At 42.5% G+C, this 17,172-nt stretch carries 8 protein-coding genes; 5 read left to right on the top strand and 3 right to left on the bottom strand.

All coding sequences use genetic code 11. The features are described from left to right. Positions 1 to 75: 75 nt before the first annotated feature. The gene (locus AX660_RS15035) at positions 76 to 2,895 is read left to right on the top strand and encodes a PAS domain-containing sensor histidine kinase (RefSeq protein ID WP_201027454.1); all 2,820 of its coding nucleotides are present in this window, start codon (positions 76 to 78) and stop codon (positions 2,893 to 2,895) included. Between the two features lie 72 nt (positions 2,896 to 2,967). Here AX660_RS15035 and AX660_RS15030 read toward each other — a convergent pair whose 3' ends face one another. Both AX660_RS15030 and AX660_RS15025 read right to left on the bottom strand, forming a co-directional pair. Next, positions 2,968 to 4,173 carry a DUF547 domain-containing protein gene (locus AX660_RS15030; protein ID WP_068378389.1) on the bottom strand — a complete coding sequence of 402 codons (1,206 nt, stop codon included), beginning with the start codon at positions 4,171 to 4,173 and terminating at the stop codon, positions 2,968 to 2,970. 207 nt (positions 4,174 to 4,380) lie between these two features. Beyond that, positions 4,381 to 5,601 carry a DUF547 domain-containing protein gene (locus AX660_RS15025; protein ID WP_068378387.1) on the bottom strand — a complete coding sequence of 407 codons (1,221 nt, stop codon included), beginning with the start codon at positions 5,599 to 5,601 and terminating at the stop codon, positions 4,381 to 4,383. A 385-nt stretch (positions 5,602 to 5,986) separates the two neighbouring features. Here AX660_RS15025 and AX660_RS15020 point away from each other — a divergent pair, with 385 nt between their 5' ends. The 4 genes from AX660_RS15020 (at position 5,987) to AX660_RS15005 (ending at position 15,769) form a co-directional block, all read left to right on the top strand. Beyond that, on the top strand, positions 5,987 to 6,634 hold the full coding sequence (locus tag AX660_RS15020; RefSeq protein ID WP_068378386.1) for an OB-fold-containig protein: 648 nt from the start codon (positions 5,987 to 5,989) through the stop codon (positions 6,632 to 6,634). Positions 6,635 to 6,671: 37 nt separating this feature from the next. Continuing rightward, entirely contained in the window at positions 6,672 to 8,675 is a 2,004-nt protein-coding gene (locus AX660_RS15015) for a flotillin family protein (RefSeq protein ID WP_068378384.1), read from the top strand. Between the two features lie 57 nt (positions 8,676 to 8,732). After that, entirely contained in the window at positions 8,733 to 13,814 is a 5,082-nt protein-coding gene (locus AX660_RS15010; protein ID WP_068378381.1) for a DNA repair ATPase, read from the top strand. A 188-nt stretch (positions 13,815 to 14,002) separates the two neighbouring features. Next, positions 14,003 to 15,769, top strand: coding sequence for a sensor domain-containing diguanylate cyclase (locus AX660_RS15005; RefSeq protein ID WP_068378379.1), 1,767 nt, complete (start codon positions 14,003 to 14,005; stop codon positions 15,767 to 15,769). A gap of 114 nt (positions 15,770 to 15,883) precedes the next feature. On the opposite strand, the gene purD is transcribed toward AX660_RS15005, so the two are convergent. Continuing rightward, positions 15,884 to 17,167: a phosphoribosylamine--glycine ligase gene (gene purD, locus AX660_RS15000; protein ID WP_068378377.1), complete on the bottom strand. Its 1,284-nt coding sequence runs from the start codon at positions 17,165 to 17,167 to the stop codon at positions 15,884 to 15,886. Positions 17,168 to 17,172: the final 5 nt, after the last annotated feature.

The following is a 17,172-nucleotide window of genomic DNA, read 5'->3' as shown; positions in this document are numbered from 1 at the left end:
CTTATAACAAAAAATTTCTTGCCACCGATTTTAACAGCCCTTGGCATCTGCGTTGCGCTTGTTGGTTTAGTGGTGATGGCTGGGTGGCTAGTGGGTAGTTCTCTACTAGTACAAATTCAGCCTGAATTCGCCACAATGAAATTTAATACGGCCCTGTGCTTTTTACTTACAGGCTTAAGTATTAGCGCAATCAAATATCATAAAGCTATTTTTATACGCTGCTGCGGAATAACAATTTCAATTTTAGCAATCCTTAGCCTTATTCAGTGGATATTTGATATTAATCTACTTATTGACAATTTACTGATCCAAGACAAATTTGAAGATCCCACCGCCCCTCCTGGGCGTATGTCATTTGCCACCTCATTGTGTTTTTTACTAAGTGGCATAGCACTTACATTGCTTACTTTTAGACACATCTCAAGCTATTTTATTGAAATTGTATCAGCCTTTGGCAGCATAATACTTGCTCTTGGAATGATTGGGCTGTTTGATTATGCCTTAAGCCTATATACCGATTATGGCTGGCAGCAATTCACCGTTATGGCGATACACACGACAAGTTGCTTTTTATTAGTTGGTATTGCTTTGGTATTAATCGCTTTGTTTGATGGGTCTCATTCTCGTGTGAGCTTCAGCGCAGGCATCATTCCAGCCGTATCCGTGTTAGTAATTCTGTGTTTATCATTAAGTATTGCCTTAGAAAACAACAACACAAAGCATGTTAAAACGGTATTAAAAGCGCAGTTAAATAACCAAGTAGAGCAAACTAAAAGCGACATTAATTTTATTACTAACGCACTAGCACGGGGTATAAAACGATGGGAAATGCAGTTAGGTCAAATAAGTCAATATGAATGGCAAGCAGATGCTCAATTATATGTAGAAACTTTACCTCACTTAATAAGCTTATCCTTACTTGATGACTCGTTTCGTCCTCTATGGCAAGCGACTAAAGACTCAAGTCTCTCCATTACTGAGCTTGAGGATATAGTGATACGTATACCAACCGACACGAATAAGACACCTCAAGCTTTTGGTATTACCACACCACAATCAAACAACATTGTCGTGCTCATCTTACCCTTTTCGGCAGAAGGTAAGGCTAAACATGATTTACTTGCTGTCATTGACTTTTCCACTTTTTTTAAAGAGCTAACGCAAACAGATGTTGATGAGTCCACTTGGCTAAATATTAAAGCTGGACCTGACATACTGTTTAGCACCCTAACACCACTTTCTGCAGCACAAGATGCCTATAGCGCAACACAGCAGGCCGTTATACAAGGCTTAGAATTTGAGTTTGAAAAAGGCTTTTCCCTTGAATCTAATGTTTCCGGACTAGGTATATTAAGTTCAACCGTGTTTATTACCGGCTGCTTATTTATCGGCGTGATGTTCCTAGCAATCTACACCTCGCAAAAATCTCGTCGTTTGACCAATATTATAAATAGCGAAAAAGAACGTTTCAGGTTGGTATTAGAAGCTGCGCCTGGCGCGATGTTATTAGTTGATACACAAGGAAATATTGAGTTTTCAAATACTAAAGTGGAATTGTTATTTGGTTATGAGCCCAAGTCACTTTTAGGCGAAAATGTGGATATTCTAGTGCCATCAGCACATAGAGGACATCATGCTCAGCTGCGCCATTCATATACACAAAATCCTCAATTTCGCAGTATGGCAAAAAATAGAGAGTTACACGGAGTACACAAAAATGGGCAATTGATCCCCGTCGAGATAGAGTTGTGCCCGATCCACACTGACCAAGGTTTGAAAATACTGGCTTCGATTTTTGATCTAAGTGAACGCACTAAGCAATTAGTTGCCCTCAAAAATAGCAAAGAAGAACTCGACCGAGCGGGCCGAATAGCCAAAATAGGTGCTTGGGAATTTAATTTGAATTCTAAAGTCGTTCATTGGTCGACGCAAACCTATAAAATTCACGAAGTGCCAGAGTCTGAACCTCTGACTTTTGAGTTCGCTACCAATTTCTTCAGTAAAAGTGACTTGGAAGTCCTCAATCAAGCTATTGAGGACGCCATATTAAAAGGCACAGAGTGGGACTTGGAATTACCTTTAACTACCTTATCGGGCAATCTGATTTGGGTGCGTACTCAAGGGCAAGTAGAATATGAAAATGGACAAGCTGTGCGTTTGGTTGGTGCTATTCAAGACATTACCGAAAAACATTTAGTAACGCTGGAGTTAGAACGACGTAATCTTGAACTCAATAACTTTGCTTATGTCGCTTCCCATGACTTGAAATCGCCTTTAAGGGGTATAGATCAGTTAGCCACATGGTTAACTGATGATTTACGCGATTCTATCGATCACCAAACTAAAGAGCATTTACGTTTAATACGTTCTCGTATTAACAGAATGGAAAACTTACTTGACGACTTACTTGCCTATGCCCGTGCGGGTCGTAAAGATGCCATGACTGAATGCGTAAATGTTGCAGAGTTAGTCCAACAAACCTTTAAATTTTGTAACGTTAACGACGCTTTTACCCTAGATTTACGTGGTGATACAGGGGACTATTTATTGGTTAAAACTCCCTTAGAAACAGTGCTCAGAAATTTAATTAATAATGCCATTAAACATCATGACCAAACCCATGGACAAATCACTATTGAAATTAAAGCCGACGTAAAACATCTAGAGATTACAGTGGCTGACGATGGTCCTGGCATCGCTCTAGAGCATAGAGATAAAGCCTTTGCCATGTTCCAAACCTTGCAACCTCGCGACAAAGTAGAAGGCAGTGGCATGGGTTTAGCCATTGTGAAAAAAGTAGTTGAATCTTTTGGGGGCAGTATAGAGTTAAGCCAAAATCAGCCACGGGGAGCTTTGTTTCGTTTTAGTTTTCCGGCTAGATATAATCCCAAATAAGCAGATTATCGTTGGCACATCGAGATTAGAAAGTCACCAGTACTGACACTGGTGACTCGATTTATAATTAGATTAATTTTGTTCTTCGGTGGATTCTTCTTTTTCAATATCCGTTACTTCTACACGCCCTGCATTATCTGCAGCCTTAAAGTGCAACGCTCTAATTTGTGCTAACTGCTCTGGTGTAAAACGGCTGATTTCGGGAGACAGTCTGGAGAAAGTGTCACTTAACGCACCTTGAGTGAAAATTCCAGCGCCTTTCAGTTGCTCAGGAAGGGCGTCATTGTTACTACTACCTGCGTCTAATAACGCCGCTTCAGATGTTGCTGAACTACTATTAGATTTACGTTTAGAGCCATAAAGATCGGTAATATCCCAGTTGCTAATATTAGTACGAATTCGTTTCGACTCTTCCAAGTAATAATTCATATCGCCAATAATATACTTTTCCAAATGAGCTTTTAGATCGCTTTTGAAATTAGGGAAATAGTCTTCATTACGCTCATACAAACTAGAGACTCTGAACACCCCGCCTCTGTCAGCGTATGTACCACGGTTAGAATTAACAAATTCATAAGCGTTTTCTTTTAAGGCTGAAAACACCGTTTCACCTTTGTAGGCTTCACGACGAATATTCGGCCCGCCAATCACTCCTTGATACAAGCCATAGATAATCAGCGGATCATTGTCATATTTTGGCATCAATATTTTATGGTGAATGTCATTCAAACTCAGTGTTACGCCAGACACTTTTAATAGTTTTTTATTGAGTAGCGAATTTTTCCCTTCCAGTTGATCTTCTAAATCACGTTTTGGATATATTTTTACGATTTCATCTAATAAAGTGATGTTGTATAGATTAAGCCAATAAGCCAGTTGTTCGCTTTTATGAAAGTGTTTTAAGGGTGCCGTAGAGGGCAACTCTTCTAGGTTTTTGCGGATGTTGCTTAAGATTGCTTTATCTTCTTCTGTTTCAAAGGCCTCATAGAAAAAACGATTGCCCTCCAACGCAGTTAAACTATTTACATTGGTTTTAATTCTACTACCAATCTCTGCAGAGGATTCTTTGGCTCTGGCCCTGTCAGACATTCCGGTAGCTAGCACTGTGCCTCTGAAGAGTACATCGATATCGTCGTACAGAATGCTATAACTGGAGCTGGGATTATCGCCTTTAAATGGCTCTGGCACATTTTTTTCATCAGCATTTACCGCTGTGATGATACTTAGCATCACCGCAGTCATGCTTATTCTTTTAATTAATATCAGCATTGATTTCATTGGAGCTTTCCATTATTCCGTGTTCAGTCGAATTTATCCTAGAGAGTAAAATTCATTTATTCAAGCAAAAAAGCCCGAGCTAATGAGTCGATTACATATTGTTACAAACAGCCTGTTAAGTGGGGATATTTTCATAGCCCCTTAAACATAATAAAGCCGCAAACATTGTTAATATTTGCGGCTTTATTAAGGATTAAATCTTACTGCTTAATTGTTTTTCTCGACTCTTGATGGGGTATCAAAGTCAGTGACTTCAACATAACCGGCATTTTGCGCACGCTTGAAACTTAAAGCTTGGATCTGGGCTAATTGTTCTGGTGAGAAGCGACTAAGCGACGACTGCGCGATATCTGCATACATATTACTAATGGCATTCAAACTCACCATGGTTCCTCCATTGTCGGCGTTACCCACTACAGCATCTAGTAACGCGGCTTCCGAGGTCATCGCGCTGTTTCCTGACTTTCTAAGAGAGCCATAGATATCGGTTATATCCCAGTTATTAATGTTTGTGCGGATTTTGGTAGAGTCATCTAAGGATTGATGCATTTCACCAATGAGATATTCATGCAGATGTTTGACTAAATCCGCCTCAAAATTAGGAAAATAGTTTTTATTACGTTCGTACAAACTCGATACTCGAAACACATTGCGACGCTCTGCATATGTGCCTCGGTTAGAGTTAACAAATTCATAAGCATTGTCTTTTAGTGACTGAAAAACAGAATCACCTTTATAAGCTTCAGGTCTGATATTAGGGCCACCAATGAAGCCTTGATAAAGGCCATAAATAATCAATGGATCGTTATCAAACTTGGGCATCAAAATTTTATGTTGAATATCGTTAAAACTCAGTTCGATACCTGAAACCTTTAATAGTTTTTTATCTAAAATTGAATCCTTACCGACAAATTCATCTTCTAAATCTTTTTGTGGATAGAGCTTAATCAATTGCTCAATCATGGTGATGTTATAAAGATTTAACCAATAGGCCAGTTGTTCACTTTTATGGAAGTATTGCAAAGGAGCAGTGTCTGGCAGTTTTTCTAAATTTTTACGAATATTAGTTATTACCGCTCTTTGCTCATCTGTTTCTAATGCTTCAAAATAAAAACGGTTAGCCTCGGAGGCACTTAGGCGATTAATATTTATTTTTAAGCGACTTCCCATTTCGGCCTGATCGCCTTTGGTTTTTTTACGATCAGACATACCCGTCGCCATCACTAAACTATTAAATAGCAGATCAATATCGTTATATTTAATCGTATAACTTGAACTTGGCGTATCGCCTTTAAAAGATTCGGGGATGTTTGCTTCATTGGCCTGAATCTTAAAAAACAAGCAGAAGGATAAAACTAAGACACTGACTTTTTTGCCCTTATTAGTAAATAAAGAACTAGTAAACAAAGAGCTAAATAATAAGGTCATTAACGCGATTCCTTTTACATAAAAGACCTAGCGATACTAGAAGTTAAATACCAGAGATTCAAGTGCATTTTTATTGGCGATTTTATAAAAAAATACGGTGCAAAATAGAGAGCAATTTTAGCATTTCAGTGCTGAATATAGGCTATTAAAATACGTATCCAGAACATACCATTCCGACTTAGGTTTTCACTATTGCATAAGCACTACCTTGCACTGTCTTATTAACAAACCTCAAGCGGTGGTTCATTGATAAGTAGTGACCGCTGATCACGGCAACCCTATTTTCCTATTCTATGGAATGATTGACAAAAGCCCCACGAATGAGTAGTTTTCTGTTCGCCTGAATAAGCATTAACTCTTACCAAGCTGTATCGGAGTATTGAAAATGGATCTTTTTCTCAACGAAGTATTCAGCTTCCCCACCATCATTTTTACCATTCCACTGATCATACTGACCTTGTTGTGGTTAATGGCCTTTGCTGGATTGTTAGACTTAGACATTCTCGACTTTGGAACAGACAGTGATGCAGGTGGAGATGCAGAAGCAGGTTCGGCCGGCACATCCTGGCTCGAAAAACTCGGCTTAAACGGCGTGCCCTTAACCGTGTCCCTGACCCTTATTGATATTTACGCTTTTAGTTTTACCTACTTAGCGCGCAAATATGCCGCCCCTTTATTTGATGGTGTACTTACAGCAACGGCCCAAGGTGCTGTAGTCGCGGCTTTTGCCATTGTTATCGCCCTGCCCTTGTCGGCTTTATGTATTAGACCTTTACGGCGTTTTTTTATCACTCACGAAGGTGTGGCAAAAAATGAGCTTATAGGCACCATTTGCACCCTAACTACCCTGAGTGTCAGTGAAACCTTTGGTCAAGCTGTGACGCCCGACGGTATGGTATTGAGCGTGAGAGCCTCTAGTCCTAACACCATTGGTAAGGGCAACAAAATCGTACTGATTGACTATCTTGTGGCCCAAGATTGTTATTCCGTAGTAACAGAATCTGAACTGATGGCCATGTCATCAAGCTCTTAATTATTATCTTATCTAACCCTCAAGCAGGAGCTACCCAATGAACGAGCCCACCAACCTAATCTTTTGGTTGTCACTGGCAGTTGGTATTTTTATATTTATCATGGCCGCCATCTTAATGATGGCCAAACTCTACAAAAAAGTAGAGCAAGGCCGCGCCATGATCGTCAATACCATGCGCGAAGAACCCAAAGTCACTTTTACCGGTTCGGTGGTGATCCCGGTTTTCCATAAAATGGAAATCATGGATATCTCGCTGAAAGCCATTGAAGTCGACCGCAGTGGCTCTGAAGGTTTGATTTGTAAGGATAATATTCGCGCAGACATCAAAGTAGGCTTTTTTGTTAAGGTGAACAAAAACCGTGATGACGTGCTCAAAGTAGCCCAAGCCATTGGCTGTGAACGTGCATCAAACATTGCGACCTTAGAAGATTTGTTCAGTGCTAAGTTTTCCGAAGCCTTAAAAACCGTTGGTAAGTCCCTGGATTTTGAAGACTTATATGCCAAACGCGACAAGTTCCGCGATATGATTATTGATAACATCGGTACCGATTTAAACGGCTATGTGCTTGAAGATGTCGCCATCGATTATCTTGAGCAAACCCCCGTTGAAAAGCTTGATCCCAACAATATTCTCGACTCTCAAGGTATTCGTAAAATAACCGAATTAACCGCCGAACAGCACATTCAAACCAACGTGTTTCGCCGTGACGAAGAGATGAAAATCAAACGTAAGGACGTTGAAACCCGTGAAGCCATCTTGGAATTAGAGCGTCAACAGGCCGATGCCGAAGCCAAGCAAAAACGTGAAATTCAAACCGTCATCGCCCGCGAACAAGCTGAAACTGAAAGGGTACAACACGAAGAAAAACTCAAATCAGATCAAGCTCGAGTGACCGCAGCCCAAGAAATTGAAGTACAAGAACAAAACAAACAACGTGAAGTTGAAGTTGCTCACAACAATCGTTTACGCGCCGTGGCTATTGAAGAAGAGCGTGTTATCCGTGCCCGTGAACTTGAGCAAATTGACCGTGAAAAAGAAGCTTCTTTGCAACGTATTGCCAATGAAAAATTACTTGAGCACGAAAAACGTGAAATTGCCGACGTGATCCGTTCACGTATTGAAGTAGATAAAACCGTTGCCCAACGTGAAGAAGAAATTAACGAATTGCGCATGGTCTCGGATGCCGAGCGCCACAGAAAAGCCAAGGTCATTGCTGCAGAAGCAGAAGCTGAAGAAGCCCTAGTCAAAGATATTAAAGCCGCTGAAGCCGCTGAAAAATCAGCCAGTCACATAGCCAGACAAAAAGGCATAGATGCTGCTGCCGATTTAGATGTTGCCGAAAAACGTGCCATGGGCCAACGTAAAGAAGCAGAAGGTAAAGAAGCCCTTGAAGCTGCTCCAGGTCTTGCTGCCGCCAAAGTCATGGAAGCGCAAGCCTTAGCCAAAGAACAAGAGGGCATGGCACAAGTGCGTGTACAAGAAGCCATGGCCGATGCGGTAGAAAAAACCGGTATCGCCGAAGCGCAAGTGACAGCCAAAAAAGCCGCCGCTGAAGCCGAAGGTATGACCCTTAAGTTTGCCGCCATGGGCACTATGTCTGAACAACAACGTGCCCATGAAGAATTCAGAATGCAACTTGATAACGGTCACGCCGAAATCATGGAGTCTATTCGCACCAATGTGGATATTGCCAAAGAGCAAGCCACCGTATTATCCGCCGCTCTGAAAGCCGCGAAGATTGATATTGTTAGTGGTGACAGCAGTTACTTAGACAGCTTTGTTAAATCCATTTCTGTGGGTAAAGCCATTGATGGCACCATGAATAAAAGTCAAACCTTACAAACAGCCTTTAAAGATCACCTCAACGGGGATGCCAGCTTTGTCGAAGATGCCAAAGAGCTGGTAGCCGGTTTTGGCAATGCCAGTGGCAGTGTGAAAGACACAGCTATCACCGCACTGGTGGCTAAATTATTAAAAGAAGGTCAATCCAATCCCCAGTTGTTAGACATCATAGGTAGCGCTCTGAACCCAAAAAAATAACAGTGTTATCTCAATTTGGCGGCCACTCGCCGCCCATTGTTTGACAAGGAATCAATAATGGCTTCAGAGCAAACTCAAGTTGATCAGGCCGTCGCCGAGGGCGGCGCTTATGAGGTTATTCGTCAGCGTTTAACGCAACAAGCGAACACCCTTAAACAACAACTAGAGCAACACAACCAGCAACGTATCGCAGAATTTGGTCAAACCAAACTCGACGTATTAGGTCGCGTGCGGGTGCGCACCGAAAATAACTGCGTAGCCCGTGATATTGTGCCGGTGGGCGACAGCATACTGTTTGGTTATAACGTATTTATTGGCTTGAAAAAAGAAACCCAAATCAGCGACGTTTTTGGGCTTTATCGCCTGAGTAAAACCGACAGTGGTTTTGAGCTAAATCCTCGTGAATTAACCGGAACGTTTTTAGCAGATAGCACCTTTCAAAAAGAATTTAACGAACTCTACGTTTATTACAAAGAAGCCCGTTTACTGCAACTTAAAGTACAAGAGCAAACCTTGTTTGCCGTCTTTCAAATAGGCCGCAAGCTAGCAGACACACGGGTCTTTCAATGGCGTGTGAATAAAGATGGCAGTGCGAGCTATATTGATAATCGTGGTGAGCGTGCTTTAAAACAGGCCGCATCTCACGATTTTATTTGGCTAAAAGCCGCGCGCGAACAACATGTTAGTGGCCAACATCCCCATATCAATATACTGGATAAGGCCTTTGTAGAAACGGTGGGTGGCACCCTTACCATCAAGGTAGAAAACAATACCCAAGATGGTTTAGGCGTGTATAACGAACCCGTCGAAGACCATACCCAAAGTTTAGCCGATGCCGATATCCAGTATGCCCAAGTGGGCAGCCTGATTTTGTTTAAAATCCTGCCCTACCGCGAAAAAAACTACCGCTACTTAGTATTTAATTCTCGTAGCAATTCAGTTAAGCGTATTGATGCCATTGGCTTGGCCTGTGTATCGTTGCCAGAAGATCACGGGATCATATTTCCCGGTGGTTATTATCTGCAAAATGGCGAAAGCAAATCGTTTCCCGATGAAATAGCCGGCCTTACCTTTAGACGCAGTGTGCGCTCACCTAACGGTGAAGACGTGTTGTATATTTTTCATGAAGCGGAATCAGGTTTAAGTGGTTTATATTCTTACAACCTAATTCGCAAAGAGCTACAAAACCCGATTTATGCCCATGGTTATAGTGTGTTTGATAACGGCACTATGGTGGTATTTCAAGCTGAAAACGAAGCCACACGTGTACACCCGATGCAAATTTGGCAAACCCCTTATTTTAGTAGTGAGTTTGCCGCCAAACAGCCCACCAGCGACAGTGTTTATGGGCGTATTGGTAATAAAGAATTAGTGCGTGGCATAGCCGAACTCAACGCGGTACACCGTTATATTGTTAACCCCAATCCAAACCGGCAAGTCTATGAAGACTTAATCAAAACCTGCCGTGTTTTATTTGATAGTTATTATTGGCTCAACGAAAGCGATTTTAGTGAACTTGGCGCTGTGGTTAAAGACATTACCCATACCGCAGAGTTGGTCATTGATGAATTCGAAAAAGTCCTGCAAATTCGCCAGCAGGCTAATAATTCGCTGACTAAAGCCGAGCAAAAACAACAAGAAGTCATCGACAGCATACGGGTGAATGATTGGCATACGCCAGAGCAATATGTGGCCTGTTTAACGGCTTTACGCCAGCAACGCGGGCATTTGATCAGCCTTAAAGAACAGCGTTACATCGATAAAGAGCGTTTAGAGCAACTCGATAAAGAAGTCAGTGAACACTTTGATCAACTAAGTCATATTACCGTTGAGTTTTTAGCCAGCGACAAAGCCCTGCAACCCTATCATGACAAGATAATTACCTTAGAAAACACCATAGCCCAAGTAGACTTAGTGGTTGATATCAAACCAATAAATCTTGCATTAGATACCTTATCGGCCGACTTGGACTTACTCACCGATATTCTAAATGGTTTGAAAGTCGACGATGCCACGGTGCGCACCAAAATCCTCGACGATATCTCTGAAATTTATGCCAAGCTCAATCAAGTTAAAGCCCAAGGTAAACAGCGCTTAAAACAACTGGGTTCAGGTGAAGCCAGTGCAGAATTTGCCGCGCAATTCCGTTTGTTTTCACAAAGCATTAGCAGTGCACTGGCCATGGCAGATAGCCCAGAAAAGGCCGATGAACAATTATCACGTTTAAGTATTCAGTTAGAAGAGTTGGAATCTAAATTTAGCGAATACGATCAATTTCTCAGTGACATCATGGACAAACGCGAAGAGTTACACAGCGCGTTTGCCAGTCGTAAACAAAGCTTAATTGAAGAACAACAGCGCCGTGCACAAAACCTCTTTAGTGCCGCCCAGCGCATTATCACTGGGGTGAAAAAACGTGCACTAGGTTTTAACCAGCTTGACGAACTTAATACCTATTTTGCCTCCGATCCGATGATCCTCAAATTAAGTGATTTGGTGGCGCAGTTGCGTGACCTTAAGGATCAAGTCAAAGCGGATGATCTTGAAGCCCAGCTTAAAGCCGCCAAAGAAGCCGGTATTCGTGGCCAGCGAGACAAACAAGATATCTTTGAAGATGGCGGCACCGTTATCAAATTGGGTAAACACAAGTTCAGTGTTAACTCACAAGGTCTGGAACTGACGTTATTACCCAAAGATGAAGGCTTGTATCGCCATTTGGTCGGCACTGACTTTTTTGAGCAGCTTGAGCACCCACAGTTAAACGAGCTCAAAGCCTATTGGCAACAAGCCTTAGTATCAGAAAACAAACACGTAAGTCGTATTGAATATTTGGCCTTTAGCATTATTCAAGATGCCGAACAGCAGCGTAATGGACTTACTCTGCCACAACTTTATGCCATGGTGAATCAAGCCGCAGAGCTGGAAAAATTAGTCCGTGGCTACATGACTTCGCGCTATCAAGAAGGTTATCAAAAAGGCGTACATGACCACGATGTGGTTAAAATTCTGCAAGCCTTATTGAGTGTGCACGAACAAGCCGACTTATTACGTTTTGACCCACAAGCACGAGCCATTGCCATGTTATTTTGGGCTTATGCGGGGATCAGTAAAGCCCAACAGCAAATTTGGCAAAGTCATGCCTTTAGTGCCCAACTGTTAGCCAATGCTTTTAATAGCCAGCAAGGTTTTGCCCAATTACAGCAAAACCTTGAGACTCACATTAGTGCTTTTGTGCAACGTTTTAACCTGCCCTTTGCCCCACGGGAAATAAAACAAAGTGCTGTGTATTTAAGTGCAGAATTAGCTCTACCTAAGTTTGCCTTTATTAACAGCCAAAGCGCGACAACTCTGCACCAAGAGTTTATCACTGCCATCGAGACACTTGGCCATACCCGCGACTTCAACACCGCCATGAGCCAATTTAATCAACAGATTGAAAAAGCCGAGGCAAAACAAGATAGTTCCCTGGGGTTTAAGGTCTTAGGTCTGAATGAACAGTGGAGTTTGTGCCAAGCGTGGCTCAGTGCCATGTTAAACGACAGTCACCTAGCCCAAGCACGGCATTATTGGCCCGAAGCCGCCGCCTTGATTATTTGCCAGCAAAAGTTAGAAAACCGTACTAGCAAAGTGAACTTAGACGTCGCGGTCAGCGGACTACTGAGCGAACATCACAATATCCACAACGGCCAACTATCTTTATCCCTAGATGAATTTATTCAACGTTTAGGTCGTTATCAGGAAGTTGAGGTCAAGGGTTTCAAACAATATCATCACGTTCGCCAACAAGTGATGGCTAGCAGTAAACATGAACTGCAGCTAGAAAGCTTTAAGGCAAAACCACTAAGCTCATTTGTGCGTAACCGTCTGATAAACGAAGTATATTTACCTATCATTGGTGATAATCTGGCCAAACAAATGGGAGCCTTGGGTGATAATAAACGCACCGATTTAATGGGCTTATTGTTACTTATTTCACCGCCAGGCTATGGTAAAACCACCTTAATGGAATACGTCGCTGACCGTCTCGGTTTGGTGTTTATGAAGATAAACTGTCCGTCACTTGGCCATGATGTTAGCTCACTTGATCCTGCAAATGCGCCCAATGCCACTGCCAAACAAGAACTCGAAAAGCTCAATCTCGGTTTAGAAATGGGCAGTAATGTAATGTTGTATTTGGATGATATTCAGCACACTCATCCCGAGTTTTTACAGAAATTTATTGCCTTGTGTGATGGTACAAGACGCATTGAAGGCGTATGGAAAGGTCAAAGTAAAACCTATGATATGCGTGGCAAAAAATTTAGCGTAGTAATGGCCGGTAACCCCTACACCGAATCAGGTGACGTATTTAAAGTGCCTGACATGTTAGCTAACCGTGCGGATATTTATAATCTAGGTGATGTACTTGGTGGCAAAGAAGAGCAGTTTGCCCTGAGTTATATCGAAAACGCTTTAACCTCCAACTCCGTATTAGCGCCACTCGCCCTGCGCGACATGCAAGATGTGTATAAATTTATCGCCATGGCTCAAGGTGATCAAGTTGCCACTAACGAATTGAGTCATGCTTATAGCGGCGCTGAAATCAACGAAATAGTCACTGTGCTGAAACACTTGTTGGTGATCCAGAATGTCATTCTCAGTGTCAATTTAGAATACATCAAGTCTGCCGCAACCGCCGAAGACTACCGCCAAGAACCGCCATTTAAACTGCAAGGCAGTTATCGCAATATGAACAAAATGGCGGAAAAAGTCTCGTCAGTAATGAACCATGGAGAGCTTATGCAACTGATAGGTGATCACTATACAGGCGAAGCGCAAACGCTGACGTCTGGGGCAGAAGAGAACCTACTCAAACTAGCCATATTGCGTGGCGTCATTAGCGAAGCCCAGCAACAGCGTTGGGTGCATATCTGCAGTGCCTTTAGTGGTAAAAAACAATTGAGTATTGATGGTGACCCAACAATTCAAGCCGTACGCCAACTAGGGCAAATATCGGCGAGTTTAGAGGCGATTAAACTTGATATGCAACAATCCGATACCACAGATTTGATCAAACCAATCAATAGAGTGGCCACCGCCATGCATTTGTTAAGTAAGGTATGGATGGGTAACGACGTTAAGCAGATTAAGAACGAGTGATACGCTAGATCTGTACTCAAGTCACTTGAAAATGTAAGATTATGTTTCCAAGTAGTCTGGAGTTCTAGGCCATAGTTCACTTAGTCTTAACTAACAAATACGCGCTATCCGCACTCGACCTTAGATAACGCCAGAAGGAGTTATTTATTTTCGACAATCAGAGCACTTCACTCAAGCCGCAATTTCGGTTGTGGCCCCAAGCGAAAACCTTAGCGCGGATTTCTGCTGCGGTCCTTGGTGTATGTTTATTTGTATTGCTATTCAGTGTGGTTGTTGAAATCAATGGTAATTGGCTTACCCAACATCCCAAAGCCATAGGCGGAAAACTCGAACTCAGTACCCTTGACCTTTCTCAAAGTGAACCTATCCCACTCGCAGGCGAATGGCAGTTTTATTGGCAACAACTGGTTATGTCAGAGAGTTTCGACGCAGAAATAGACTCACCTGTTGAATTATTAAAAGCACCAAAGTCTTGGGATAGACAAACCTTCTTAGGGCAGCAAATCACACCGAGTGGTTTTGCAACGTATCGCTTACGTATCAACATTCAACCGACATCAGACTTGCTTGCCTTGTCTGTACCGGTGATGGGCACTGCTTATCGCTTGTATGTTAATCAAACCTTAGTCGATGAAGCGGGTCAAGTAGGCACTAATAAACAAGATTCAGTTGCTCAATATGCTCCTAAAATCGTTCAAATTAGCGTACCCAATGGACAACTGGATATGATATTACAAGTATCCAATTATGAACTCGCGTGGGGCGGGCAATGGTTTTCAATGACCCTTGCTACCGCCGATAAACAATTTCAAGCTCACCTGAAAAAACTGATACGCAGCGTTAGTGTTGCCGCGATTTTTGTCACCATTGCGATACTCAGTTTGTTTCACTTTGTGTTACGACCATCAGATTTATTGCCATTTTTACTGGCTCTTAGTTGTATCTGTTTGGGTCTGCGTGAAGTAGAAACCAGTCACATATTGTATATAACGGATTCCGTATCACTATCGTTTAACACTGCAATACGTATTAATTTTCTAACTTTTTATCTCGCTCTTCCCTTGTTTACCGGATATTTTCGCTTGAGTTATCCCGAAGAATTTCGACGTTTACCGCTGATTGCAATTTGCAGTATTACCGCCGTTTTTGTTGTCACGACGCTGTTTACACCACCAGTAACATTTAGCTACCTGATGGCTTATTTTCAATATTTTGCCTTGGTTGTCTTAGTCTATGGCCTGTACTCGATTTTATTAGCCGCTTATCGTAAGCGCACAGGTGCTCGTTTGATGGCACTGGGTTCAATATTACTTTTTTCATTATCAATAAACGACATATTCAATAGTTTGGGAATAATCAGTACCGTCAATATGGCAGGGCTTGGACTACTGTCATTTGCCCTGTGCCAAAACTACTTAACTTACGTACGTTTTATTAATGACAGCCGTGCTATGCAAACCTTAGTCGTGCAGGCGAATCAAGATCCACTGACCCTTTTGTTCAACCGTCGAGGCTTGATGGAAGCGATCGAAAATATAGATGATGAGCAGCGCCATAATTCAGCTCATTTTTGTGTCATGTTAATTGACTTTGATCACTTTAAACTTTTAAACGATACCCTAGGGCATGATGCAGGTGACAAGGTATTAGCTCAAGGAGCGAAGATTATGCAGAGCGTGGTACGTAAAGAGGATCTGGCTGCACGCTGGGGCGGAGAAGAGTTTGTCATTATATTGCCAAGTACCAATGCAGCTGGCGCACAAATTTTAGCCGAAAAACTACGCATAAAATTAAGCAAGGAACTTTCGCTACTGCTGGACCACAGCATCACAGTTTCAGTGGGGCTTGCACAAAATCTTGATAACGAGCGATTTGCTGACTGCCTAAAACGTGCCGATAAAGCTCTTTATATTGCCAAAGAAAATGGTCGCAACCGCGTAGTTCTCGCGTCTTAACAATATATAGTGGGAGTATGTAAGTACTTATCTGAACAAACGAATATTAGTAGTGGCTAGTACATCTTGAATAAATTCACCAAAGCCGAACGACTCTGGTGAATATTTTACAAACTATTGTTGCTCTCGAGCAATTGCCCGATAGGCAATATCATCACGGTAGAATATACCTTTCCAGCTTATTTCTTTCACTAGTTTATAAGCACTGCGTTGAGCTTCTGTCACTGACAAACCTAAGGCAGTAGCACACAGCACTCGGCCACCATTAGTCGTCACTTGACCGTTGATTTCTTTAGTTCCCGCATGAAAAACCTTAGCATCATTGTTACCCAAACTCAGGCCAGCGATCACATCGCCTTTCGCATACGCATCGGGATAACCACCTGCGGCTAATACCACGCCAACGGCAGGCCGTGGGTCAAACTCGGCTGTCACTTGATCTAAGGTGCCAGCTAAGGCATGTTCAACCAAAGTGACGAGATCTGACTGTAATCTCATCATAATGGGCTGGGTTTCTGGATCACCAAAACGGCAGTTATATTCAATCACCTTAGGTGTGCCATCGGCCATGATCATCAAACCGGCATATAAAAAGCCCACATAGGTATTACCCTCAGCGGCCATGCCATTAACGGTAGGATAAATCACTTCATCCATCACTCGTTGGTGGATTTCTGGCGTTACCACAGGCGCAGGTGAATAAGCACCCATACCACCAGTATTAGGACCAGAATCACCATTGCCTACACGTTTATGATCTTGACTGGTCGCAAAAGCCAGTACATTTTTACCATCGACCATGACAATAAAACTGGCTTCTTCGCCGTCGAGAAACTCTTCAATAACTACGCGGCTGCCCGCTTCACCAAAGGCATTACCGGCTAACATATCGCGGATTGCATCTTCGGCTTCAACTAAAGTCATGGCGACAATCACACCTTTGCCAGCAGCCAAACCATCGGCTTTAATCACGATAGGCGCACCTTTTTCTCTGACATAAGCAAGAGCAGGCTCAATCTCAGTGAAGTTTTGATACTCACCGGTTGGAATAGCATGACGGGCTAAAAAGTCCTTAGTAAAGGCTTTAGACCCTTCGAGCTGCGCGGCAGCTTGAGTGGGTCCAAAAATCGCTAAACCAGCAGCTTGGAATGCATCAACCACACCCAGCACCAGCGGCACTTCGGGGCCAACTATAGTTAACTCAATTTTTTTCTCTAGGGCAAAAGCAACTAAAGCTTGGATATCTTCTACGGCTATATTGACGTTAACCAGTTTAGCTTCTAAAGCGGTGCCAGCATTACCCGGTGCGACAAACACCTGTTTAATGTTGTCAGACTGTGCGACTTTCCAGCCTAAGGCATGTTCGCGACCGCCGCCGCCGATGATTAATACATTCATAAACA

It is taken from the genome of Paraglaciecola hydrolytica, from assembly GCF_001565895.1.
In the GTDB taxonomy this organism is placed as follows: domain Bacteria; phylum Pseudomonadota; class Gammaproteobacteria; order Enterobacterales; family Alteromonadaceae; genus Paraglaciecola; species Paraglaciecola hydrolytica.
Note: the sequence above shows the minus strand (reverse complement) of the source record. Positions and strands in the feature narration are given on the sequence as shown.